The 21,501-nt window shown below is 46.4% G+C and carries 19 protein-coding genes and 1 pseudogene; 5 read left to right on the top strand and 15 right to left on the bottom strand.

The window, feature by feature from the left end; translation table 11 throughout:
• Entirely contained in the window at window positions 1–2,571 is a 2,571-nt protein-coding gene (gene mprF / locus MTN95_RS20635) for a bifunctional lysylphosphatidylglycerol flippase/synthetase MprF (protein ID WP_202853470.1), read from the bottom strand.
• 172 nt (window positions 2,572–2,743) lie between these two features.
• On the opposite strand from mprF, the gene MTN95_RS20630 reads away from it, so the two are divergent.
• Window positions 2,744–3,226 carry a MarR family transcriptional regulator gene (locus tag MTN95_RS20630; RefSeq protein WP_105954856.1) on the top strand — a complete coding sequence of 161 codons (483 nt, stop codon included), beginning with the start codon at window positions 2,744–2,746 and terminating at the stop codon, window positions 3,224–3,226.
• A 114-nt stretch (window positions 3,227–3,340) separates the two neighbouring features.
• On the top strand, window positions 3,341–4,897 hold the full coding sequence (locus MTN95_RS20625; protein WP_106021594.1) for an MFS transporter: 1,557 nt from the start codon (window positions 3,341–3,343) through the stop codon (window positions 4,895–4,897).
• On the opposite strand, the gene bstA is transcribed toward MTN95_RS20625, so the two are convergent.
• Entirely contained in the window at window positions 4,894–5,430 is a 537-nt protein-coding gene (gene bstA, locus MTN95_RS20620) for a YfiT family bacillithiol transferase (RefSeq protein WP_248339864.1), read from the bottom strand. The genes MTN95_RS20625 and bstA overlap by 4 nt on opposite strands.
• A gap of 129 nt (window positions 5,431–5,559) precedes the next feature.
• Between bstA and MTN95_RS20615 the strand changes: the two genes are divergently transcribed.
• Both MTN95_RS20615 and MTN95_RS20610 read left to right on the top strand, forming a co-directional pair.
• Complete coding sequence (locus tag MTN95_RS20615; protein ID WP_248339862.1) at window positions 5,560–6,813, top strand: MFS transporter; 1,254 nt, start codon at window positions 5,560–5,562, stop codon at window positions 6,811–6,813.
• Window positions 6,779–7,396: a TetR/AcrR family transcriptional regulator gene (locus MTN95_RS20610; protein ID WP_227599235.1), complete on the top strand. Its 618-nt coding sequence runs from the start codon at window positions 6,779–6,781 to the stop codon at window positions 7,394–7,396. Before MTN95_RS20615 ends, MTN95_RS20610 begins: the two co-directional genes overlap by 35 nt.
• A 36-nt stretch (window positions 7,397–7,432) precedes the next feature.
• Here MTN95_RS20610 and MTN95_RS20605 read toward each other — a convergent pair whose 3' ends face one another.
• Window positions 7,433–8,521, bottom strand: a complete 1,089-nt coding sequence (locus MTN95_RS20605; protein WP_227599236.1) for an acyltransferase family protein — start codon at window positions 8,519–8,521, stop codon at window positions 7,433–7,435.
• 527 nt (window positions 8,522–9,048) lie between these two features.
• Window positions 9,049–9,681: an esterase EstB gene (gene estB, locus MTN95_RS20600; RefSeq protein WP_202853465.1), complete on the bottom strand. Its 633-nt coding sequence runs from the start codon at window positions 9,679–9,681 to the stop codon at window positions 9,049–9,051.
• A gap of 389 nt (window positions 9,682–10,070) precedes the next feature.
• Here estB and MTN95_RS20595 point away from each other — a divergent pair, with 389 nt between their 5' ends.
• The gene (locus MTN95_RS20595) at window positions 10,071–10,634 is read left to right on the top strand and encodes a PadR family transcriptional regulator (RefSeq protein WP_248339856.1); all 564 of its coding nucleotides are present in this window, start codon (window positions 10,071–10,073) and stop codon (window positions 10,632–10,634) included.
• A 113-nt stretch (window positions 10,635–10,747) separates the two neighbouring features.
• Here MTN95_RS20595 and lnrN read toward each other — a convergent pair whose 3' ends face one another.
• From lnrN to catD, 11 genes and pseudogenes are all read right to left on the bottom strand, one after another.
• Window positions 10,748–11,905 carry a linearmycin resistance permease LnrN gene (gene lnrN / locus MTN95_RS20590; protein WP_248339852.1) on the bottom strand — a complete coding sequence of 386 codons (1,158 nt, stop codon included), beginning with the start codon at window positions 11,903–11,905 and terminating at the stop codon, window positions 10,748–10,750.
• Between the two features lie 14 nt (window positions 11,906–11,919).
• Entirely contained in the window at window positions 11,920–13,110 is a 1,191-nt protein-coding gene (locus tag MTN95_RS20585; RefSeq protein ID WP_248339846.1) for an ABC transporter permease, read from the bottom strand.
• Window positions 13,111–13,121: 11 nt separating this feature from the next.
• The gene (locus tag MTN95_RS20580; RefSeq protein WP_248339843.1) at window positions 13,122–14,057 is read right to left on the bottom strand and encodes an ABC transporter ATP-binding protein; all 936 of its coding nucleotides are present in this window, start codon (window positions 14,055–14,057) and stop codon (window positions 13,122–13,124) included.
• 143 nt (window positions 14,058–14,200) lie between these two features.
• Complete coding sequence (gene lnrK, locus MTN95_RS20575; protein WP_248339841.1) at window positions 14,201–14,863, bottom strand: response regulator transcription factor; 663 nt, start codon at window positions 14,861–14,863, stop codon at window positions 14,201–14,203.
• On the bottom strand, window positions 14,860–16,062 hold the full coding sequence (locus tag MTN95_RS20570) for a sensor histidine kinase (RefSeq protein WP_105954848.1): 1,203 nt from the start codon (window positions 16,060–16,062) through the stop codon (window positions 14,860–14,862). Before MTN95_RS20570 ends, lnrK begins: the two co-directional genes overlap by 4 nt.
• Window positions 16,063–16,185: 123 nt before the next feature.
• On the bottom strand, window positions 16,186–17,367 hold the full coding sequence (locus tag MTN95_RS20565; RefSeq protein WP_105954847.1) for a Gfo/Idh/MocA family protein: 1,182 nt from the start codon (window positions 17,365–17,367) through the stop codon (window positions 16,186–16,188).
• A 9-nt stretch (window positions 17,368–17,376) separates the two neighbouring features.
• The gene (locus MTN95_RS20560) at window positions 17,377–18,318 is read right to left on the bottom strand and encodes a sugar phosphate isomerase/epimerase family protein (RefSeq protein WP_105954846.1); all 942 of its coding nucleotides are present in this window, start codon (window positions 18,316–18,318) and stop codon (window positions 17,377–17,379) included.
• Window positions 18,319–18,478: 160 nt separating this feature from the next.
• Window positions 18,479–18,775 (bottom strand): annotated as a pseudogene (locus MTN95_RS20555) (MFS transporter); the annotation flags it as partial.
• Window positions 18,776–18,949: 174 nt separating this feature from the next.
• Window positions 18,950–19,894 (bottom strand): AraC family transcriptional regulator, encoded by a 945-nt coding sequence (locus tag MTN95_RS20550; RefSeq protein WP_248339832.1) that lies wholly within the window; start codon window positions 19,892–19,894, stop codon window positions 18,950–18,952.
• Between the two features lie 94 nt (window positions 19,895–19,988).
• Window positions 19,989–20,846: a catechol 2,3-dioxygenase gene (catE, locus tag MTN95_RS20545; protein ID WP_248339826.1), complete on the bottom strand. Its 858-nt coding sequence runs from the start codon at window positions 20,844–20,846 to the stop codon at window positions 19,989–19,991.
• Window positions 20,847–20,863: 17 nt separating this feature from the next.
• Window positions 20,864–21,268 carry a DoxX family oxidoreductase CatD gene (catD, locus tag MTN95_RS20540; protein ID WP_024120620.1) on the bottom strand — a complete coding sequence of 135 codons (405 nt, stop codon included), beginning with the start codon at window positions 21,266–21,268 and terminating at the stop codon, window positions 20,864–20,866.
• Window positions 21,269–21,501 lie beyond the last annotated feature (233 nt).

Here is a 21,501-nt window from a genome sequence, read left to right as displayed (position 1 = left end):
TTAGACGGAGTCTTTTTTGCTTTTGCCGATCAGACGCGTGACGAGGAACATGGTGACAGAAAGAGATCTGTTTTTCCGATACGCCAAGTATTTTCCGCGCCATTCGGGTTTGTATTTTTCTTTAAATGCTCGGAGCCCGCTGAAGCTGTACATGTACCGAACATTATTAAAAATGACAGCCGCGAAGCGTTCTGACCAGAAGGATGTAAAGGCCGTGCCGACATTGGCCAAGGGCGCCATGCCCATGTTAAATGACGTGCACCCCTCCTCCTTCGCCCATAAAAACATGCGGATGAACAATGCATCCATAATACCGTTCGGGGCGTCGCTGCGATAGCGCATCAGATCGACCGAGATTTCGCCTTCCTGATACATTGGCATGATATTGGCGAAAGCTACAATGTCCCCTTCGGCATTTTTCATATAGGCGATCGGCGCTCTCTGTAAATATGACGGATCAAAGAACCCGAGTGAAAAGCCCTTCTCCTTTTTCGAGCCGAGCCAATCATCGGAGATTTGTTTGAGCTCTTCTAAAAACGCTTCTGAAAATGGAGGATGATCTACATGGAAAGTATATTCCTCCCGTTCAAACCGGTTATTGATTGCCCGCAGGCCGGCTTTTTTCTTCCCTGATATGGTAAACGTGTTTAAGTCCACATAGGCTTCCTCGCCAAGTTTAAAAAAGTTGTAGCCAAAATCGTGGTACAGCGCCATGTCCTCTCGTTCGATTTGATAGAACAGAACACTGAATCCCTTTTGATGTGCTTCGTTAAGAAATTCTTCGAGCACAAGCGGGAACGACTCCTTTTGGCCGGACGGATCGCCGAGCACGACCAGCCGTCTTGCGATTTTCCCAAACAGAAGCAATGCATTGCCGTCGCTTGAGAAATAAAACCGCTTATCCCCCAGAAAGCCGAGATGGCTGAGCGCGTTGCCGCCTTTTTCATTCAAAAACTCAGCAAGACGTTCTGGATCAGCTTTTTCCCCAATTGGTTTGGTTTTCTTATGATACACCACTGTAAAAATAAAGAAGAACAGCGGAACGGCGATGACTGCCATGATGGTCGCATGTGTAATATGGGAAGTGCTGTGGACGAAATATTCGTGGCGCAGCACCTTTTTCATCCGATCCCAGATGAAGCTTGCGATAAGGTTATAGTTAAACAGCGCCACAGTAAACAGGGCAGCAGCGAAAATCATTTGCCCTAGCGTATAGGAAGCCTGTTCTCTGACAAATTGTTTTTTCAGCAGCACAAGCAAGACGATGATAATCGGCAATATGAATATTGCACTGATATTGAGCCCTTTTAAAAAGCTGAAAACAAATCCGCCGACAAGCGCTGTAATTGCCATTGTATAGGACCGTTTTGTCCGTTTATAAAGCTCGATCGGCAATATCAGCAAAATGAGCGCTGAGCTTAAGGACAGCCCGTTGAACAGCAAAAGGACCGGACGGGGAATGTGCGGAATGACTGTCAGCCTATCAATCGGCAGTGACACCGACGCAAGGACAATGAGACCGGCTACGAACACAATGAGTGAAAGCGATCCCTGCAAAATCCTCACTAACATGGCCCGCTGTACGACAAGCAGCACGTTTGTCGTTTCGATAGCCGGTGCAATTCGCGGGTTCGTTTCAAGCCGTTTCATCGTACTTTCGGTCAGGTCGCCGGCAGCAAAGAACAGTCCCAAAACGAACGGGATAAATGAATAGACGAGCCGGTACAGCACAATCGACGTCACAATGGCTTCCTGATGGTAGCCAAGCTGCTCCATTCCGAGCAAAAACAAAAGGTCAAACGAGCCGAAGCCGCCCGGAACAAGACTGATCATGCCCCCGATTGCCGCAATCACGAATACCCCGAACACATACCTGATGTCAGCATGAATTCCCATGGCGAACAGAGACAGATAGATTACGATTCCAGCCATAAGCCATTCTGCAACGGAAGCGCCCATATAAGCGAAAATCGGATTTTTCACTTTGTCTGCGCCCTCTTCATCCCCTGCTTTGCGGCCTTTTCGTTTAGCCGCCGCCAAAGAGACCGGCACAATCAGCGCGAAGCCGATAACAACCGCCCACAGCCATGGTTTTTCATTGATGACTTCATCCACGGGCAGCAGTCTTGCGACAACGAAAATGCTGAAAACTGAAAGGCCGAGCAGCATAGAGGATGTAAGCCAGGCAATTCCTTTCACCAGCGCTTTATGGTCTTTTGTATGCTCCTTATAAAACATCATTCTTAACCCGACTCCGGCTAACCCTCCGAAGCCAAGGACATTATTAAATGAATTGGCAATCCAGGATACTCTGAACACCTTTCCGTTTGTGATCGAAAGGCGCAGCGAATATTTAAGAACGTAATCATATAGTGACATGGCCGCAACAGCAAGCAGGCCGATGAGCACAAGAATGAATAAGTCGGTCCGCTCCAGCCCGTTGATAACCATAAGCGTTCGTTTGAATGACAGGTTTGTCAATTCTTTTTTCGACTGATAAAACACAAATAGTAAAACAGCAACAGGAAAAACGATTTTTAAAATTGATAAAGCATTCTTTTTAATCAGCAATGGTCTCTCCAATCATATACAGTTCGATATTTCTTTCCCCAATAATCTCCAACTCATTATACACTACCGCTATTTTTCGGACAAAGTCTCATCTGCGGTTTATGCTGACTTTCTTTCAGCGGTTAAAATCGAGTAATATGGTAAGAGGAGCGAATGACGAGGAAGTGATCAAATGGAATATAACTTACATGATACAACAGTATTAAACGAAAATATTCTTTCATCTGAGGAACGTGAAATTTGGGTGCTTTATATGAAAGTCTTAACATCTGCCGGGCTCGGTGATGTGTCTGAGTGGATGAAGCTGGATATGAGCATGCCGCAAATGAAAGTGCTCATGCTTTTAAACAATCACGGAACGCTGAAGGTCAGTGAAATTGCAGAGAAAATGGGGGCTTCCCTGTCAAATACAACCGGGCTGCTTGACCGCCTTGAGAAATCCGGCTTTGTTAAACGCTCACACTCTGAAGAGGACCGCCGTTCAGTGGTTGTTCATTTAACGGAGGATGCGAAAAATATTTTTCGCGGGCTTTATCAAAAGGGCCATATGAAATTGAAGCGTTCCTTGGAAATGCTGTCTCCTGATGAAAAGCAAGCTGTTTCCAAAGGGCTTTCTATTCTTTCCAGAGCGCTGGAGCAAGCTAAAAAAGAATAATGTCAGCGAAGTCTGTCCTCACGCAAACTGCGGAGGCAGACTTTTTTTTATTTGACATTTGGTTCATTTTAAATGAATAATATATTCCGAGTGAAGTAAAAGGAGCTGATGAATATGCATAAGGCATTGGCAGATCAAAAAAGCCAAAAGTGGGCGATCAGCCTGTTTACCATCGGTGTGTTTATGGCTGCGCTGGATAACGGGATCATCTCCGCTGCGCTGACCACGATAAACGAATCGTTTGCCGTTTCTCCGTCTTGGGGTTCATGGGGCATTACGCTTTATACGCTCGGTCTCAGCGTCAGTGTGCCGATCGTCGGAAAGCTTTCCGACCGCTACGGCAGAAAAAAGCTGTTTCTTATTGAAGTCGGCCTTTTCGGGCTTGGTTCTTTGCTTGTCGCTTTAAGCCAAAGCTTTCCGCTTTTTCTTATCTCACGGCTGATTCAGGCGCTTGGAGGCGGCGGGATTTTCATCATCGGAAGTTCTCATGTCCTTGCTACACTTCCAAAGGAAAAGCAAGGGAAGGCCCTTGGTTTGCTAGGGGCGATGAACGGGATGGCTGCTGTGCTCGGACCCAATATCGGAAGCTTTCTGCTTGATTGGACCGGGTCATGGCATTGGCTGTTTTTGATTAACCTGCCGATTGCAGTGCTGCTGGTTGTTTTCGGTGCATTTTTTATTGTGGAAACCAAAGCGCCGGAGGCCAAACGTCTCGACACGGCCGGAATTTTTCTTCTGTCCTTGTCAATTTTGGCTGTCATGTACGGCATGACGAACCTGGACGGGGCAAATCTCTTAAAAAGCCTGGGAGACCCTGAGGTTTATGGATGTATTGTTTTCGGTATTTTTTGTTTTGCGGCGCTCGTATGGTTTGAGAAGCGGATGGAAATGCGCGGGGGCGATCCCATTCTGGCGTATTCTTTACTTCGGAATCACATGTTTCAGCGAACGCTTATCATCGGTTTATTATCCGGGGGCCTCTTGGCGGCGGTTATTTTTATTCCGTCATATGTTGAGCAATATTTAGGCGTTCCTGCCGCAAAAGCGGGCTATTGGATGACACCTCTTGCCTTAGCTTCCGGAATCGGCGCTTGGCTTGGCGGAGCGCTCACCGACAAAAAAGGGCCGGTGAAAACTGTTGTGCTTTCAGGAATTATTTCATGTGCGGGATTTGCTTTATTTCCGCTTTGGGTGACGGAAAAATGGGAGTTTGTCATTGCAAGCGTGGCGGCCGGCATAGGTTTTGGCTTTCTGCTAGGCGCTCCGCTGAATGTTCTTGTATCAGAAGCAGCTAAAGCGAATAAGGGCACGGCGCTCGGCACGCTTTCATTAGTAAGGCAAATCGGACTGACATTGGCGCCTACTCTTTATGCAGGTTTTATCACAGCAGGGTTTGACCAAATCGGCGATGAAATCAGCAGCCGCTTATCGGACAGCGGACAGTCAGGGAAGGCTATGCAAATGATTCCCGAGATCGACAGTTCAGATGTTTCTTCTTTACAAGAACAAATCGAACGCATTCCTGTGCCTGAAGTCAAAACTGCGATAAGCGATGCCATTCATGCCAGTGTTGCCAGCGGCTATGATCATTTATATGCGGCGGCGGCTGTGATTTCTCTGCTGGTGATTGCAGCAATCAGTCTCCCGGCTTTCCGCCGGCAAAAGCGTTAAGACCACCCCATCCGTTTGGAAAGCTCCGTAATATGAGCGATATGGTGATGTGAGTGCCAGACATACAGCCCAAGCGCGTTCTCTAGGGTAATGATCTCTTTTGTATCGGGATGGTAAAATCCGCGCTGAAATTGCTGATCCGTCAGAGTGCGGAGAAGAGCCGTCCATCTTCCGTGAAGCTCCTGCAAAAGCGCGAGTGAACCGCTCGGCTCCGCTGTTTTGGAGTCTTCAAGCTCCGACCATGCTTTTTCATCATACGGACGGATGGCCGGCGTCTCATCTGTCAAACTTAATTTAAAACGGATATAGCTATTCATATGACTGTCAGCCAGATGATGAACAACTTGCCGGACGGTCCATCCGCCGTCTCGGTACGGTGTATCAAGCTGGCTGTCCGTCATTCCCTCAACGGCTTGCTTCAGCTTAGCCGGCACTTCCTCCAGCACTTGAATCCATTCTTCTTTCTGCTCGTTTGATATGAATTTACTAGGTTTGTACTCTCCTATTGGATAGCTTAAATTGGCTGTTGACATGCGCATCTCCCTCCTGAATGCTTTATTCAATCTTTATTATTTTACAAGAAAACGATTGTTTATTGTGTTATTTTCCCATACAATAAAAAACGACACTAGTGTCACTTTTATGAACAGGAGGAGAAAACTATGGGTCAATCATTGTTTTGGAGAAATAAAGGGCTGATGACGCTGTTAGCCTCGCAAACGATTTCTTCCCTTGGCGACTGGCTGCACATTTTGGCCGTCTTAACATTAGCCGCCTTTCAGCTGGATGCTTCTTCACTGGATATGTCTTTTTTAATGATGTCATTTGCACTGCCTGTCATTGTTCTCGGCCCCGTATCGGGTGTGCTTGCAGATCGATTTGACAGAAAAATGATCATGTTTCTGTCTGAAATCGGCCGCACCCTCACCGTTATCAGCTGTGTTTATGTCAGTGAGCTTTGGCAGCTTTACGTATTGCTCAGCCTTCAGAGCTGTTTTTCTTCATTGTTTTCACCTTCTAAAAACGGTAAGCTTAAGGAATTGACATCAGAAGCTTTCCTTCAGCAGGCCGTTTCTATCAGCAGCATCATCGATAACACTGCAAAAATTTTCGGTCCCGCGCTTGGCGGCATAATGGTCGCCGCAGTCTCCATTCATTCCGTTTTCTTCATCAACGCGGGCGCTTTTCTTCTATCTGCTGTCATTTTGTTTTTGCTTCCGAGAGATGCATTTCAGCAAACATCCAATACACCTCAAGACAAAACATCAGCACTTGCTTCTATAAAAGAAGGTTTTCTATTTATGAAACAGACACCTCTTCTATTGACGGGCTTGTTCACGGCTTGCTTTGTTCTCTTCATATTGCAGATAGGCGATTCACAGGCTATTATTCTCATCCGCTCTTTTCCCGGTGCGCCGCCCGAACTTGCAGGATGGTGCATGGCCGTAAGCGGGGCCGGCATGTTGCTGACGGCGGCCATTGTAGGGAAAAGGCGAATTTCCTCTTATCTGCTTTATTTCACACTGGGGGCATGTCTGCTTGGAATAGCAACTGGATGTGTGCCATTTCTGGGAGGCCTCGGAATTGTTGGCACAGCACTTTTTATCTTCGCTTTTTTCATCATGGGAGCAGCTTTCGGGCTCGTTCATATCCCGTTTCAAATTCTTGTTCAGACGTCCGTGCCTGTTGATTATAGCGGCAGAGTGTTTGGCGCTATTCAGAGCATGACGACTCTCGCCTCCATTCTCGGCATAGCGGGCGGGGGCGTGCTGGCCGAATTGATCGGCGTATCTCTTGCTTTTCTGATCTGTGGCTGCTTGCTGATTGCGGCCGGGTTGACTACACTTATAGGTAAGAAAATGGCAGAAAGCAGGCGATATTTTGTCACCGAAAGTAACAAAGGAGCACAAAGATAAACGGCAAGCGGAGATTTTAGAAGCCGCCAAAACCGTTTTTAAACGAAAAGGATTTGAATTAACGACAATGAAGGACGTTGTGGAAGAATCGGGCTTCAGCAGAGGCGGCGTCTATCTTTATTTTTCCAGTACAGAAGAGATGTTTCGCCGCATCATTGAGGCCAACCTCGATGAAGGGCTCCGAAAGCTGGATGAATCAGCTGAAAACCGAAGTGTCTGGGAGACTATTACCAGCTACCTCGATGGACTGACTGAAGGCCTGCGTGAAGCGGCGGATACATTGGCGCCGGTACAATTTGAATATTTGGTGACGGCTTGGCGCAATGAAGAACGGCGCGAGTATTTGGAGAAGCGTTATGATCTTTTTGTGACAAGGTTTTCGAAGCTTTTGCAAAAAGGAATCGATCAAGGGGAATTTCAGCCGCTGCAGCCTCTGGCGACGATTACTAAGTTTTTTCTTAATGTGAACGATGGCATAATCCAGAACGCGCTTTATTTCAATGAAGATAAAGCTGATGTATCAGGAATGGCAGAAGCAGCTAAACTGTATTTAAAAACAGTATTGCAAGTGAATGAAACATAAAAATCACGGCAGGAACGTTTCTCCTGCCGTGATTTTTCAGCCTGCGTGGTCTCGCACTTCCATTTTTACTTTTCGCCTCTTCGGCTGATAGATTTTCCCTACAAACAAATATCCATATTTAAACTTGTTCAGTGCCCAGGATGTCAGGATCGGGCCCGCTGTGCAGACGGCAAACAGCAAGAAAACGGCCGGCACGGCGGGAATGTCTGGCATATTTAACAGCAAAACATAGCCAATGATCATAAAATAAGCGTGCAGCAGATAAATCGAAAAGGAATAGTTACTGATAAACATAATGATTTTCGGCACCTGCTTTATGTTAGAAAACAGGTGAAAGCACAGGAAAATCATACTTGTTGAATAAAGCATGATGTCAGGCCGCTTTGAGCTGATCATGCCGACCTCTCCGAAATAAGAAACAGCCACAACCAACGCGGCGGACCCGACCGCAGCGCCGTATACCACCCAGCGGTATTGATTCAGCAGCGCTAAAAACCGCTTGTACTCTTTTCCGCAGTAATAAGCGAGACAAAAGTAGAAAAGCCAGCCTGCAAACGGAACCCAGAAGAACGGAAATGAACCGCCTTGTTCAGAAGCGGGTGCCGGACTGACTGCTGAGAAATAGCCCAAATAAGCGGCTGTCACCACAAACGAAACAGACAGCACCCATTTTGGCGATGCTTTTTTCAAATACTCATGAAAGAGCATGTGCAGGATATAAAATTGGAAGATGACAAGAATGAAATATCCGATAAAGTTTCCTAAAAATACGTTTTCCAGATATTTCTGCACAAACGCCAGAAAAGTCAGCTTTCCCCCCATTGCACTGGCCATCAGCAAGGCATCAATGGCTGCGATAAACAAAAAGGGAATAAAAATCACTTTTCCTCTCTTCTTCAAAAACCCCTCCGGCACCCCGTCAGGATAAGAACGCGCCAGCAAAAACTCAGAGATGAAAATGAAAGCAGGCGTGCTGAACATCAGGAGTGTGCGCAAAGAATCAACCGTGTGAGAAATATCAGCAAGTGCTTCCGCCTGAAGCATCAGGACCATTGAAATGATATGGAGCAGAACGACACTTAAGCACGAAATGCAGCGGATCACAAAAATTTCTTTGATTTGCATAACAGCGCTCCTTTATTTCAAATTTTTAGAAATCGATGGTTGTACCTTAACACACCTGCTTCAATTGAAAAAAGTGCCTGATTTCTTATCTTTCAGTATGCATGAACGACTAAGACCCATAAAGACCCATAACTTTTTGGCATACCGCCATCAGCCCTTTGTCCCGTACAGCCGGTCTGCTATGCTTGAGGCGCGGGAACAGTGTCCTGTTCACTTTTTTGATAGTAATCCAATCCGCGATTTGTCGGCATCCACGAGTGAAATTACCAAAAAAAGCCGGCGTTGCGGAAGGGACCATTTGTCATGAAGGTGGCGGCTCCCGCATTTGCGAAAAGCTTCAGCAGAAGTGTTTGAGCAGGATTATCCGTTATATGAAGTATTCATTCGGGAAGTGCTGAATAACTGGATTAGAACTTACAAAAAGGTCAGTTTTCATTCTGACTTTCTGCTCTTTTCAACCTGTCAGAATACAAAAAACCTGCTGTAACTGAACAGCAGGTTTTAACATAGCCGCATATCTTGAAGCATCAGTTCGTATTTAGTCCCCCGCCATTCAATCCTTCTTTGATATAGGCGTTGACTTGGCTATTAGAAAGCAATCCAATATGTCCAATGCCATACAGCTGGATGTTTCTGGCTCCTTGTAATCGAGACAAGCTATTGATTACAATTTCATCATTCAGACTGTAGATCGATGTATAGAGGATCTTTTGATTAGGATCTGTACCCGGCAGCGCAACAGATGACACTAAACCATTAGCCCCTCCGAGCGTGACAACATTTTGAATCTTATTGCCCCCGCCTAAATATTTTATAGCATACAGCGTATTGGCTCCTCCCATACTATGAGCCACGATATCTACTTTTTTAGCTCCTGTTTCTTTTAACACGCGATCAATATATGCTGCAAGCTGCGGCCCGTTATTTAGGTTATTCCCTGTTTTATCATAAAAATCAATTGCATACAGTTTATTGCTTTGCCAGCCCTGAGAGATTAAGTAATGTTTAATAGCAAAAAAATTGTATGATGCACCGCTAATCCCATGAACAAGAACAACAGGGTTATGTGCTGTTTCCGCCTTTGCACTTGAAGGCGGAGCTGCTAGAATAGACAAAATCATTGATAGACAAATAGATGATGCAATAAGTAATCTTTTCATTTTCCGTTTCTCCTCAATCATGTATTTACCAAAATGATTATACAGTTAAATTTAAACTTGGTAAATATAAACTTATCAGAATATTCAATTTCATTATTATTTTGATGAAAGCATAAATTTGTCTATTGGCAGTTGTCTTCCATACACTCGAAAGAAACTTGAAAGGACTATAAGCGTAAGGAGACATACGGTTGTGTTCCCAGTCTCCCTTTCCTATAATATAGGGAACAGATGAAAGCTAGGCATGAGAATAGATGGCATTCACTATTTTATACAAGAATTCACATTTGTTTTGCCGGTATAAGAGAAAAGAACGATACGATTTTGCGGCGGCAGGAAATTTAAAAAGTTTCTTTTTTGCAAAAACAGCCATAGACACGGAGGACAGCATGAGAGTATTAAAATATGCCATATTAGGGCTTTTACGAAAAGGCGAATTGAGCGGATATGATATTACAAGTTATTTCAAAGCGGAGCTCGGCCAGTTTTGGAGCGCCAAGCACAGCCAGATTTATCCGGAGCTCAAAAAGCTGACAGATGAAGGTTTTATCACATTCCGGACAACGATTCAGGGCACAAAACTTGAGAAAAAAATGTATACCCTAACAGACAGCGGAAAACAGGAGCTTCACGTGTGGCTGACCCGCCACCACCCTATTCCGGAAACAGTGAAGGATGAATTTATGCTGAAGGCTTATTTCATTTCTTCTCTGTCACGCCAGGAGGCAGCCGACTTGTTTACAGACCAGCTGCTGAAGCGCAAGGAGAAGCTCGCTGATCTGCAAGGAAGTTATGAAAAGCTAATGGCCTCAGCGGAGCCGATGTCGTTTTCTTCACCGGATTTCGGCCACTATCTGGTACTGACAAAAGCGCTGGAACGGGAAAAGAATTACGTATCCTGGCTGGAGCATATTTTAGCCATGATACAAGAGGATACCCAGGAGCGGCCTTAAGGCTGTTACAGCATTATCGGCCGTCCGCCAAACAACAATTGGAACATAGACTGAACCTGACAGAACACACGATATTATAATAATAAAAAGCATCTGCCTGAAGGCAGATGCTTTTACGTTCGGAGCGCTTTCAGCCCCGCTGTGAAGGTGACGGCGGCAAAAGCAAGCAAGATGCCGCAAATGCCGAGTATATCCGTAATGGTTGCCCCGTTAGCGATAATTACAGTCAGTCCGCTCATCGCCCACTTTTGCGGGAGAAAGTCAGCAATGGACTGCATCAGCTTCGGCTCAATTTCTATCGGCCAATACATTCCGCTCACCATACACGTCGCAATAACGAACAAGTTGCCGAAAGCAAGCTGCTGTTCTGGTGTTCTGACATTGGCAGCAATCATCAGCCCGATGCCCACGACTGCTAACAGAAAAAAGGATACTAACACGATCAGTGCAGCCGGATTGCCCCAGCTGATTCCGAACAGCCAATGGGATGCGAGAAGCAGCATTCCAAATTGAATCCAGCCTATCACAAAGAACGACAGCACATACCCCGCTCCGATTTCCGCGCGGCTGACAGACGCGGTGAGCAGTCTCGGCCAGACGCCGCTTTTTCGCGCTTCTAATATCGTGCCCGCTGCCCCCATCATTGTCAGCATCACAAACAGAATGGAAAAGCCTGCAGCTCGCGAAGCTGTGTCACTTACGCCCTTGCCTTCTTTTTTATCATTGAGAGATTCCCGTTCTACAGCTGGGGCGCTATCTTCATAGTCTTTGGCGATTACCGTTTTATAAGCCGATTTCCAGCTTTCCCCCGCCGCCTCGGCAGCTGTTTTTGCCGCGGTTACCTGAATGTTGAGCTTTGCCAGCTTGCTTTCGGCATACTGTTTAGCGACTGGCGCTTCTGTCAGCTCTGGACCGTGGCTGAAGACCAGCTCCGGCTTCTCTCCTTTTTCCAGCTTCTCTTGGAAAGAGCGGGAAAGGGTGATGACTCCGGCAATTTTCTTTTGTTTCAGTTTTTCTGAAGCTTTGCTTTTAGTCATCGTTTGAAATGTATACATATCATCATGTTGCTTGAGCTCCCGGATATAATGCTGTGAAAGAAGCGTGTCATCCTGATCGACGATCGCAAGCCGCACCTTATCATCATTTCCGCCGAGCAGACCGCCGAATACAAAGGTCAGCAGCAGCGGGGCAGCGAACATCATTAAATAGTTCTGCGGCTTCTTAAAAATGAGAGAAAGCTCAACGCCGCAAATGGCTATGATTTTTTTCACCGTGTTTTACCTCCTTATCTTGTGTGAAGCCTTCTGATGCCAACAGCCAGTGAACAAAGACTGATTGCCGCAAAAAGAAGGACCGGCGTTTGAAGTTCAGCCCAGCCTCCCCCCTCCATTAAGGAAAGAAAGCCCTCGAGCGCCCATCGATTTGGCACCGCCTTTGAAACAGATTGCAGAAAATTCGGAAATTGATAAAACGGAAGCATAGAACCGCCGAGAACAGCAAGCACCTGAATTCCAAAACCTCCTAAAACATCTGCTGACTTTATATCGCTGATGCACGAAGCAAGAAGCATTGAAATGCCGGATACAGCTGCTGCGAAGGAAAGCCCCAGCACGCACACAAACAAGAGATTGTCTCCCCAGTCCACATCAAATATATTGATGGTCACAATAAGAAAAATGAAAAATTGTATAATGGCAAACAAATAGGTTCCGAGCCACTTCCCGAAGAGAATGGCGTATTTTTGTGCAGGCGTCATTAGCAGTCTGGCAAGGGTTTCTGTTTCCTTTTCCAGCAAAAATGATTTCGCGCCGACCGTCATATGAAACAGCATAAACATGCAAAGCATTGCCGCCGAATAGTATTGAAAACTGGTAACTTCTTTTACGCCGACTGATTTCTCAGTAACAGCAAGCCTGGCACCCGCTTCTTTTTCAAGCGTCTTAGCAAGATTTTCTGCTATGAGGGAAGGATTGAGCTTTCCTTGTTTTACAGCTTCCGTCTTGGTGACATATTCCATCGAGGCGGATGCCGCTTCTCGTACCGCCTTGTATTGGTCTATAAAAGACACTGCAGCCGTTTCTATGATAGAGCTTTTTAATTCCTGATCAGTGACAGCATAAACAGCGGCCGGTTTCTTGCCGGATCCCCAATGTGCCGGGACGGCAATTCCGACATCCATTTTCTTTTCCGCCAGCAGCTTTTTCATTTCCTTTTTACTGCCGGCTTCTGTGACCTTGATCATCTTCATTTTTTCAAGTACATCTGTTTTAAACATCTTCGACGCGCCTGACTGATCAGACTGGACATAGCCGACTTTGATTTCATCAATCTCGCTGCCTCCGCCAAGGATTGATCCAAGAGCGGTCCCTAATATGGCTGTTAAGATCAGCGGCATTAGGATAAGCATCATAAACCCTTTTTTGTCCGTGATTCTGATTTTGACATCTTTCCATGCAATCCATATTGCTTTTTTCATCGTCGCCCCTCCTAATCCCGCAATGTGCGGCCTGTCAGATTCAGAAACAGCCGTTCCAGATTTGGTTCCTGAACCTGAAGAGACAGGAGATTCGTTTGATGGGCAGGGGCTTCCGTGAGCAGGCCGGTGACTACTTTCTCATGGTGCGCCGCAGCAACCTCAATTTTGAGCTCTGATTCATTCACTGTTACATCATTCACATAGGCAAGCGAGCGGACAGCTGAAAGAAATCCTTCATCTGCCCCGCTGACAGTCATCTGGATGATCGTGTCTCCTCCAAGACGGCTGCACAAGTCGTTTTTTGTGCCGATCGCAATCATTTCTCCCTGATCAATAATGCCGATCCGGTCACATAAATACTCGACCTCTTCCATGTAGTGACTCGTATAGATCACGGTCATGCCTGTTTCGTTGAGCTGTTTGACCGTTTCTAAAATATGATTTCTCGATTGAGGGTCGATGCCGACGGTCGGTTCATCCATGATAAGCAGCTCAGGCTTATGCATAAGGGCGGCGCCGATGTTAATTCTCCGTTTCATTCCGCCGGAGAATGTTTCGATTTTATCTTTAGCCCGCTCAGTAAGCCCTACATATTCAAGGACTTCTGCTGATCTTTTTTTGGCCTCTCCATGCGTGAGTCCATACATTTTCCCCCAGAATACGAGATTTTCTTGAGCCGTCAGTGTCGGGTACAGGGCGATTTCCTGCGGGACGATGCCGATTTTTTGTTTGGCTTTGTTCGTGTCTTTGCCGATGACATACCCGCCGACTGTAATCTCCCCTCCGTCAAGCGGCACAAGTCCGGAAATCATAGAAATGGTTGTGGACTTCCCCGCTCCGTTCGGTCCGAGAAGTCCGAACGACTCACCCTTTCTCAAGGAAAAAGAGATTCCTTTGACAATTGTTTTTTTTCCGTATGCCTTTTTGATATTTTCTGCTTGAAGCACGCCGTTTCACTCCTTTTTTTATCCCATTGCCATTGTAGAAGAGATTGAGGCGTGAAACATGTGGCGCCGGATAGAACATCGGGCATAAAAAAAAGGCCTGTGACAGGCCTTTTCAGGGCAACGCATATGCCAAACGTCATCTATCAAAAGACAGATACGCCATGTCTGACGGAATAAATGGCGGCTTGGGTTCTGTCTCTGACTGACAGTTTGCTGATAATGTTTGACACGTGATTTTTCACTGTGCCTTCTGTAATGTACAGCTTTTCGGCAATTTCTTTATTGTTCAGCCCGTACCCGAGCTCAGCCAGCACTTCCATCTCACGCTCAGTCAGGTCGAGCAGCTCCTTCGGTTGTTCTTTCTCTTCCGTTCCTTTCAGCTGTTTTTCCCGTTTCCATTCATTCAGCATTTGGGCTGTGAGTTCCGGCGGCAGCACCATTCCTCCTGATTGAACAGTCATCACCGCTTTCACAATCGTATCGGCTGACATGTCCTTTAACAGGTACCCGCTTGCCCCTTCTTCAAGCGCTTCGGCAATCAGCTCTGAATCTTTAAAGGTCGTCAGCATCAGCACCTTTACGCCCGGCAGCGAGCTGGTGATCAATTTTGTTCCCTCCACCCCGTTGGACACCGGCATGCGGATGTCCATCAATACGATATCCGGCTCCAGCTCTTTCGCCTTTTCAAAGGCTTCCTGTCCGTTTCGCGCCGTGGCGATGACATCGAGCTCTTCCCGGAGCTGAAGCAGAGACGCCAGCCCTTCTCTGACGATATCCTGATCGTCGGTAATGATGATTTTAATCATGATAAACTCTCCTTTTGCTGCGCGGGTCCGAAGCTCCATTTTTTATTGGCCAAAGAAAATTCGGCAATCACGGTAAATCCTTGATCCCGCTCGCTTTCAAAACGGATCATCCCGCCATGTTCGGCCGCCCGCTTTTTCATATTCAAGAGACCAAAACCAAGTGCCGCGTCGGGATTTCCTTTGCCGTCATCCTTAATGACAAGGCTGATGCTGTCCGTTGTGCAGGCAAGCTGTATCGAACAGGCTGTGGCGCCGCCGTGCCGTTTAGCATTGGTCAGCGCTTCCTGCACTGTTCTGACCAGAGTCGGATGAAGAGACAGCGGGATCATCGCCGGATCACCGCTGACCGCAAAATCGGTTGTGATTCCCGCATTCTTGTAAAAGTCTTCTGTCAGCTGTTTCAGCGTTTCGATTAATGAAGGATCGTTTTCCGTTTGCAGGGTGCGCACTGATAAGCGGACATCATCAAGCGCTTCACGGGCGAGCGTTTCACAGACGCCGACTGTCTCCTCCGCTTTTTGGCTGTCTCTTTTTTGCCATTCACGCAGAAGCTGCAGCTGGACGAGGAGCGCCGTCATTTTATGCCCGACTGTATCATGGATGTCCCTTGCCATTCTGTTCCGCTCATGAATGGCAGTCAGTTCTTCAACCTGCTTCGCATATAAATGCAGCTCCTGGTGCGCAGCAGACAGCGCCAAGTGTGACTCCGTCAGTTCCTGAAACTGCTGTTTTGCCGTTTCCTGCGTATCCAACAGCTTGCGGATTAATTTACCGACAACTCCGCAAAAGACAACGAATGTCATGCTGATACAATGATCCATCACATATTCATCGCCGAACATACGATATGTACGAATGAGCACAATCAGCCACATGATAAAACAAAAACAAAGGACAGACCATACTGTTTTCCGGTCAAACCCTTTCAAAAAAAAGGTAACAGCAACCGGGCTGAGCAATGTGATATATAAACCTGTACCCGGAAACATGAAACCGAACGAAAAGCCAACTGCAATATCAATCAGGCAAAACAAGATGCCATATTTCTCTACTCTTAATATAAGATGATTTGCTAAGAAAACACCCGCACCCGCAGCTATGAACAAATACTCAAACCAGCGGTCATCTTTTACAAGAAAAAAGTAAACCGAACAACTTACCATTAAGGTGAAAATCCTAGTAAATATAAGAGCCTTCACGCTCATCACTCCCGTTACCCAATTCCTTTCTTATCATACCTGCCTCAGGTCATTTTTGACAGGAGTTTCTGGAAAATAAAAACCGCATATGAACTTAATGTCATATGCGGCGCTTTCGTTTATTTATTTAAATTCAACCCAGACTGATCCTTGGTCTGCTGAACGCACGCAATTCTCAATCCAGCGGATGCCCTCGATTCCTGCATCAATGTCAGGATACACCAAGTTGTTCAAGGTTTCTTGATCTTCGCGGTTTTTCGCTTCAATCGCAACGGCAAACTTAAGATAAATATTGGCCCACGCGTCTGACAGCCCTTCGCTGTGCAAGGCGCCCAGACGTTCATCAGCACTGCACGCACCGTCCAAATACGGCATGCCGCGAACGAGTGTCTGAATCGGCTCTCCCTGCACTTCATACGTTAGTTCGTTTGGCTTGCTGTCCCACCATTCGATGCTTGCTTTTGAGCCGACAATCCGGATTCTATGGCCATCCATACACCCGGCATTGATTGATGATGTCCACATCGTTCCGACCGCTCCGTTTTCATAATGCATGAGCACATGTGCGTTGTCCTCCAGCGGCGCTCGGCTGCCGACGAAGCTTTGGCGGTCACACAGCAGTTCTTTGATTTTCATCTGCGGCATAATGAGCTGCGACATATAATACGTGTGGGTAGATAAATCGCCCAGCACAAAGCTTGGCCCGGCGATCGCAGGGTCGACACGCCATTTCTGTGCAGCGCTTATGTTTTCGCCTTCATCTGCCGCACAAAAACCGTGTGTGTACTGCAAGTCAACCACACGAATATCGCCGATCTTGCCCTGCTCAATCATCGCACGCATTTGAAGGAGCATTTGATTGCCGGAAAAACCGTATGTCACGCCGACAATTCTCCCTTTTTTCTCTGCGAGCGCTTTGATTTCATAGCCCTCTTCTGAAGTGAAGAACAGCGGTTTTTCACAAATGACATGCAGATCTGCTTCAAGCGCCGCCTTACAGATCTCATAATGAGTGCCGTTCGGCGTAGCAATCGATACAACCTCTATGCCATCCTCTCTTTTCGCTTCCTCCGCAAACATTGTTTGATAGTCAGGATAACAGCGTTCCGCATCCACTCCGAGGTTCACCCCGAAGTCTTTTCCTCTTTCGGCATTGATATCAAAGGCGCCTGCGGTTAATTGAAAGGCAGTATTGTCTCTCAGCGCTCCAATACGATGTTTATATCCAACCTGGCTGAGCCGCCCGCCGCCTACCATTGCCCAGCGCAGCGGTTTTGAAATGATTCTTTCTCCATTTAGCATTATGAAAACCTCCTATTGGCTGATGGTTTGTTTTAAAGCTTCTATCGATGTGCGGATGCCCGCTTCCGGTGACATCGTTAAGTCCTCCATTTCTAAGGAAACCTCACCGTCATACCCCATCATTTTTATGACTGAAAAAAATTCCTTCCACCACTGTAAATCCTGTCCGCAGCCGACAGCTACATAATTCCATGCCCGGTTTGCAGGATCTGTCACTTCTTTTGTTTCTAACAGCCCGTTAACCGCAGCTAAATGTCTTTCAATTCTGACATCTTTCCCATGAACATGGTGAATGGCTTCTCCGAGCTCCCTTGCTGCGATGATCGGGTCTGCGCCCATCCATAATAAATGGCTCGGATCAAGATTCAAACCGACCATCGGGCCGACTGCATTTCTGAGCCGAAAGAGAGTCTCAGGATTATAGACTAATTGAGAGCTGAAATTTTCAAGCGCGATTTTTTCAACACCGCAGGCTTCCGCTTTTTGGACAAGCTCCTTCCAATAAGGAATCGCAACCTCCTCCCATTGATAGTTGAGGATATCTTTTAAAACGGGAGGCCAGCTCACTGTGTATGTGATCCAGTTCGGCACTTTGTCGTCCGGGCCGCCGGCTGGCAGGCCGCTCATCATGATCACTTTTTTGACGCCTAATAATCCAGCCAGCTCCAGCGTTTTGTCCGTTACTTCTCTGTGCAATTTGCCCAGTTCGCCTGGATCCAAAGGATTCCCCGAGCAGTTTAAAGCGCAAAGTGCCATATTCCGCTTTTCCAGCGCTGCTGAAAACTCTTCTCTTTTGTGGCTGCTTTGCAGCAGTTCATCAAGATTCAAGTGAGGCGCAGGCGACCAGCCTCCGGTTGTCATTTCAAGCGTATCAATGCCAAGCTCCGCGGCAAAATCGAGCATTTCTTCAAAAGGCAAATGTCCTAAGCTGTCTGTTACATAAGATAGTTTCATTGATAGATTCCTCCTCATATCTGCAGATTACGATAAGTGAGTCGTTTGATTTTGGATTTCCTGATCAGCGCGGCGGCCATACTGGCGAAAGGAATGCTCAAGCTGTTCAAGTGACCGCCCTTTTGTCTAGGCACATATTTTTTCACAAATAGAATCGCTAGAGTAAGACTAAATAAAGGATCGTTTTTCGGCGGCCGTGCCGATCGGACAGACGTCCTCCAAACATCGCCCCGAAGGCTGCCCCGAGAAGCAGGGAACTCGCAACCAGTCCTTCTGTAACAGGTGTAAGATTGAGTTGACCTGCAGTTGCCATAAAAGGAAGTGCCCCATTAATGACACCCGTATCATAACCGAACAACAGGCCGTCGAATGTAGATACCAATGTAATCGTTCGTAAAAGCCCTTTATGAGCTAAGCTTTCTTTTGCTTTTACAGCCTCTTTCTTTTTTGTACTCACGGCTTTCTTCCCCTTCTTTCAAGAATGGCAGAGCACCCGACACCAAGCATAAGCCAATGCATCCCTCCTTCAGCAACACCCATTGTTGTAACCGCTTTCTAAAATGATTATAAGACAACGAGATTTCTCGCGTCTTTATCATATGAAGACATTGTTTTGTCATTTCAGGACATCTTATTCGTGCGGCTTGGCCTGTACGATTTTTTGAAAAGGTTTATTGATTTGAAATGCGGTCATTTTTGAATCTTTATAAAGGGAGCGGAAAAGCCCTGGTGAGCTGCCGATTTTGGCGGAAAATATGCGAGTGAAATAATGTACTGAGAAACCGATTTCTTCCGCTACTTCTTTAATCGATAGATTCGTTGATTTCAGCAGCTCGGCAGCTTTGTTTATTTTTTCATTTTGGACAAATTCTGAGTAGCTGACGCCCAGTTCTGCTGCAAATAAACGTGATAAGTGCCTCCCTGAGATATGAAAGTGGCTGGCGACATCCGTCAGCTTTAACGGCTGTGACAGATTGTCTTTTATGTGCAGTTTCACCTCTGTCAGCAAAGCAGAAGATGTGTGAATGGGCTGCTTTTGTTTCGGGCGATGGGCGGACGGGAGAAAGGTTTGGATTAATGACAGGATCAATGCATGCGACAAATGAGATAGGATCTCTTTGTCAAAAGCATTGACAGGCTGCGCTGCTTGCAGCATTAACGTTTTCCAAAGCAGGCCCGGCGGTTCGCCATCTTTCAATTGCATTGTGATAAAGGGGCTTTGTTTCACTTCTTCCATCACTTTGATCCACTCGGCGCTTGACTGATCCTCGCTCAGCTCGAAAGCGACGTAAAAAAGGAACAGCCCTGTTTCACTTTTGATTTGGTGCAAATGCTCCGGCTTTGACAAAAAAATCGTCTGTTCACGAAGCGGATATGTACGATCGCCTTCAAGGTAATATCCTTCACCTCTTACGACGTAACAAATTTCATAAAAGGAATGCTTATGAAGCAGTGTGTTATAGTGGTTCGTCATCGCTCCCCAATAGTGGACGTAAAATGAAACATCCTTTTGCTCTAAGCGATGCACATATTGATTTAATGCTATTTTGCCCGTCACAAGGTGGTTGAGTTCCATGTAAACGCCTCCTAACAAGTTGGTTCTCCCATCATAACAAGGCGGACAGAAATAAAAAAACCCCCTGCCATTTTTTACGGCAAAGGGATGACAGTTAAATCACAAATTTGATATGTGCTCCGGAGACAGGATCTTTCACAAGAAAATGGTTTTCCGTTTCTTCAAGCGAATATCCAGCGTTTTTGACTCGGTCCGCCACACGTTTGAGTTCCTCCTGATGAGGCAGGACAACGGTGTAATAGTCGAGCCCGCTCGCATTTGCCGGCTTAGGCGGCGCATGTTTCCCAGCCCAGATGTTTAAGCCGATATGGTGGTGGTAGCCTCCGGCTGAAACGAAGAGAGCAGACATGCCCGCATAGTCTCCGACAAGGTCAAAGCCCAGCACATCTGTGTAAAACGCTTTTGCTTCTTTCAGATCGCTGACATGCAGATGAATGTGCCCGATGACCGTACCGTTTGGAAGTGTTGTTTTCCGCTCTTCTCCGGCCTCTTCCAAAAGGCCCTCGATGTCGACAGCTGTTGTTGTCATGACGTAGTTTCCTTCACGATCCCGCTGCCAAGTGCTGCGGGGGCGGTCAGCGTACATTTCAATTCCGTTTCCGTCAGGATCAGAGAGATAGAGCGCCTCGCTGACAGCGTGGTCTCCCTGTCCTAGGGCAATCCCGTTTTCAATCAAGCGGGCGAGCGCGATACCAAGTTCCTTTCTGTTGGGAAGCAGAATCGCAAAGTGATAGAGGCCCGTTACCGTGCGTTCAGGCAAGACGACAGCGCTTGGATTTTCTTCCAGAATAAGCAGGGGGCGTTTTCCGTCAGCCGTTAATTCAGCTTGGCGGTCCGTCTTATTCAAGACTTGAAAGCCGATCACGTTGCAGTAGAACTGAAGGGAACGCTCCAGACTGCGGATTGTGAGTTTGACATAGCCAATGGTTGTATCCTCATGAATGCTGGTCATGCTGTATGCCTCTTTTCTTATGCTGATACGTTTTCGTTCTTTTTTGCTTTAAACACAAATGGGTCCAGTGCCAGGAATCTGCTTCCAGTAAGCGCCAGGTGAATGGATGTCAAAAGCAGAAGGTAATCAAATTCTGCATTGCCCATGAATGGCGCTTTCAGCTTCACTGTGATGATGGCGCCGATCAGCGTAAGAGCAAACAGAACACCTACAATACGTGTAGCCAATCCGAAAAAGACGAGCACTCCGCCAACGAGTTCAATCGCTGCGATGACATACGCCATAAAGCTTGGAAGGCCTATGCTGCCGAAAAATTGGATCGTGCCCTCCATTGCCTGAAACTTTGATAAACCGTGAACAAAAAAGATAATACCTGTGATGACTCTTAAAAGTAATGTGCCAATTTCAAATGATTTATTCATTTTTATCCTCCTTGATAAATGTTATCACTTACTTAATGTAAGCTAGTATATATACATAACTTGTTTACGTCAAGTAATTTTGTTACATTTTACGAAATTGAAATAAAAGTACTATAAATCTGTAACAAAAAAGACCTTTGTACAGGACAAAGGTCTTCAGCTTGTAGAGAAAACGATGTTTTTTCTACAAGCTTTTTTTGTTTCTTTAGATGCTTATTGTATTTTAGATACAG

Origin of the sequence: Bacillus sp. 2CMS4F (genome assembly GCF_023161785.1) — a bacterium.
Taxonomy (GTDB): Bacteria; Bacillota; Bacilli; order Bacillales; family Bacillaceae; genus Bacillus; species Bacillus halotolerans.
Note: the sequence above shows the minus strand (reverse complement) of the source record. Positions and strands in the feature narration are given on the sequence as shown.

What these genes read in the sequence shown, in the direction of transcription:
- MTN95_RS20595 (WP_248339856.1), top strand. Translation starts at nt 10,071, where the DNA reads ATGAGAGTATTAAAATATGCCATATTAGGGCTTTTACGAAAAGGCGAA.
- bstA (WP_248339864.1), bottom strand. Translation starts at nt 5,430, where the DNA reads ATGTCAACAGCCAATTTAAGCTATCCAATAGGAGAGTACAAACCTAGT.
- lnrK (WP_248339841.1), bottom strand. Translation starts at nt 14,863, where the DNA reads ATGATTAAAATCATCATTACCGACGATCAGGATATCGTCAGAGAAGGG.
- MTN95_RS20585 (WP_248339846.1), bottom strand. Translation starts at nt 13,110, where the DNA reads ATGAAAAAAGCAATATGGATTGCATGGAAAGATGTCAAAATCAGAATC.
- catE (WP_248339826.1), bottom strand. Translation starts at nt 20,846, where the DNA reads ATGACCAGCATTCATGAGGATACAACCATTGGCTATGTCAAACTCACA.
- estB (WP_202853465.1), bottom strand. Translation starts at nt 9,681, where the DNA reads ATGAAAAGATTACTTATTGCATCATCTATTTGTCTATCAATGATTTTG.
- MTN95_RS20560 (WP_105954846.1), bottom strand. Translation starts at nt 18,318, where the DNA reads ATGAAACTATCTTATGTAACAGACAGCTTAGGACATTTGCCTTTTGAA.
- MTN95_RS20625 (WP_106021594.1), top strand. Translation starts at nt 3,341, where the DNA reads ATGCATAAGGCATTGGCAGATCAAAAAAGCCAAAAGTGGGCGATCAGC.
- MTN95_RS20630 (WP_105954856.1), top strand. Translation starts at nt 2,744, where the DNA reads ATGGAATATAACTTACATGATACAACAGTATTAAACGAAAATATTCTT.
- catD (WP_024120620.1), bottom strand. Translation starts at nt 21,268, where the DNA reads ATGAATAAATCATTTGAAATTGGCACATTACTTTTAAGAGTCATCACA.
- MTN95_RS20615 (WP_248339862.1), top strand. Translation starts at nt 5,560, where the DNA reads ATGGGTCAATCATTGTTTTGGAGAAATAAAGGGCTGATGACGCTGTTA.
- MTN95_RS20605 (WP_227599236.1), bottom strand. Translation starts at nt 8,521, where the DNA reads ATGCAAATCAAAGAAATTTTTGTGATCCGCTGCATTTCGTGCTTAAGT.
- MTN95_RS20550 (WP_248339832.1), bottom strand. Translation starts at nt 19,894, where the DNA reads ATGGAACTCAACCACCTTGTGACGGGCAAAATAGCATTAAATCAATAT.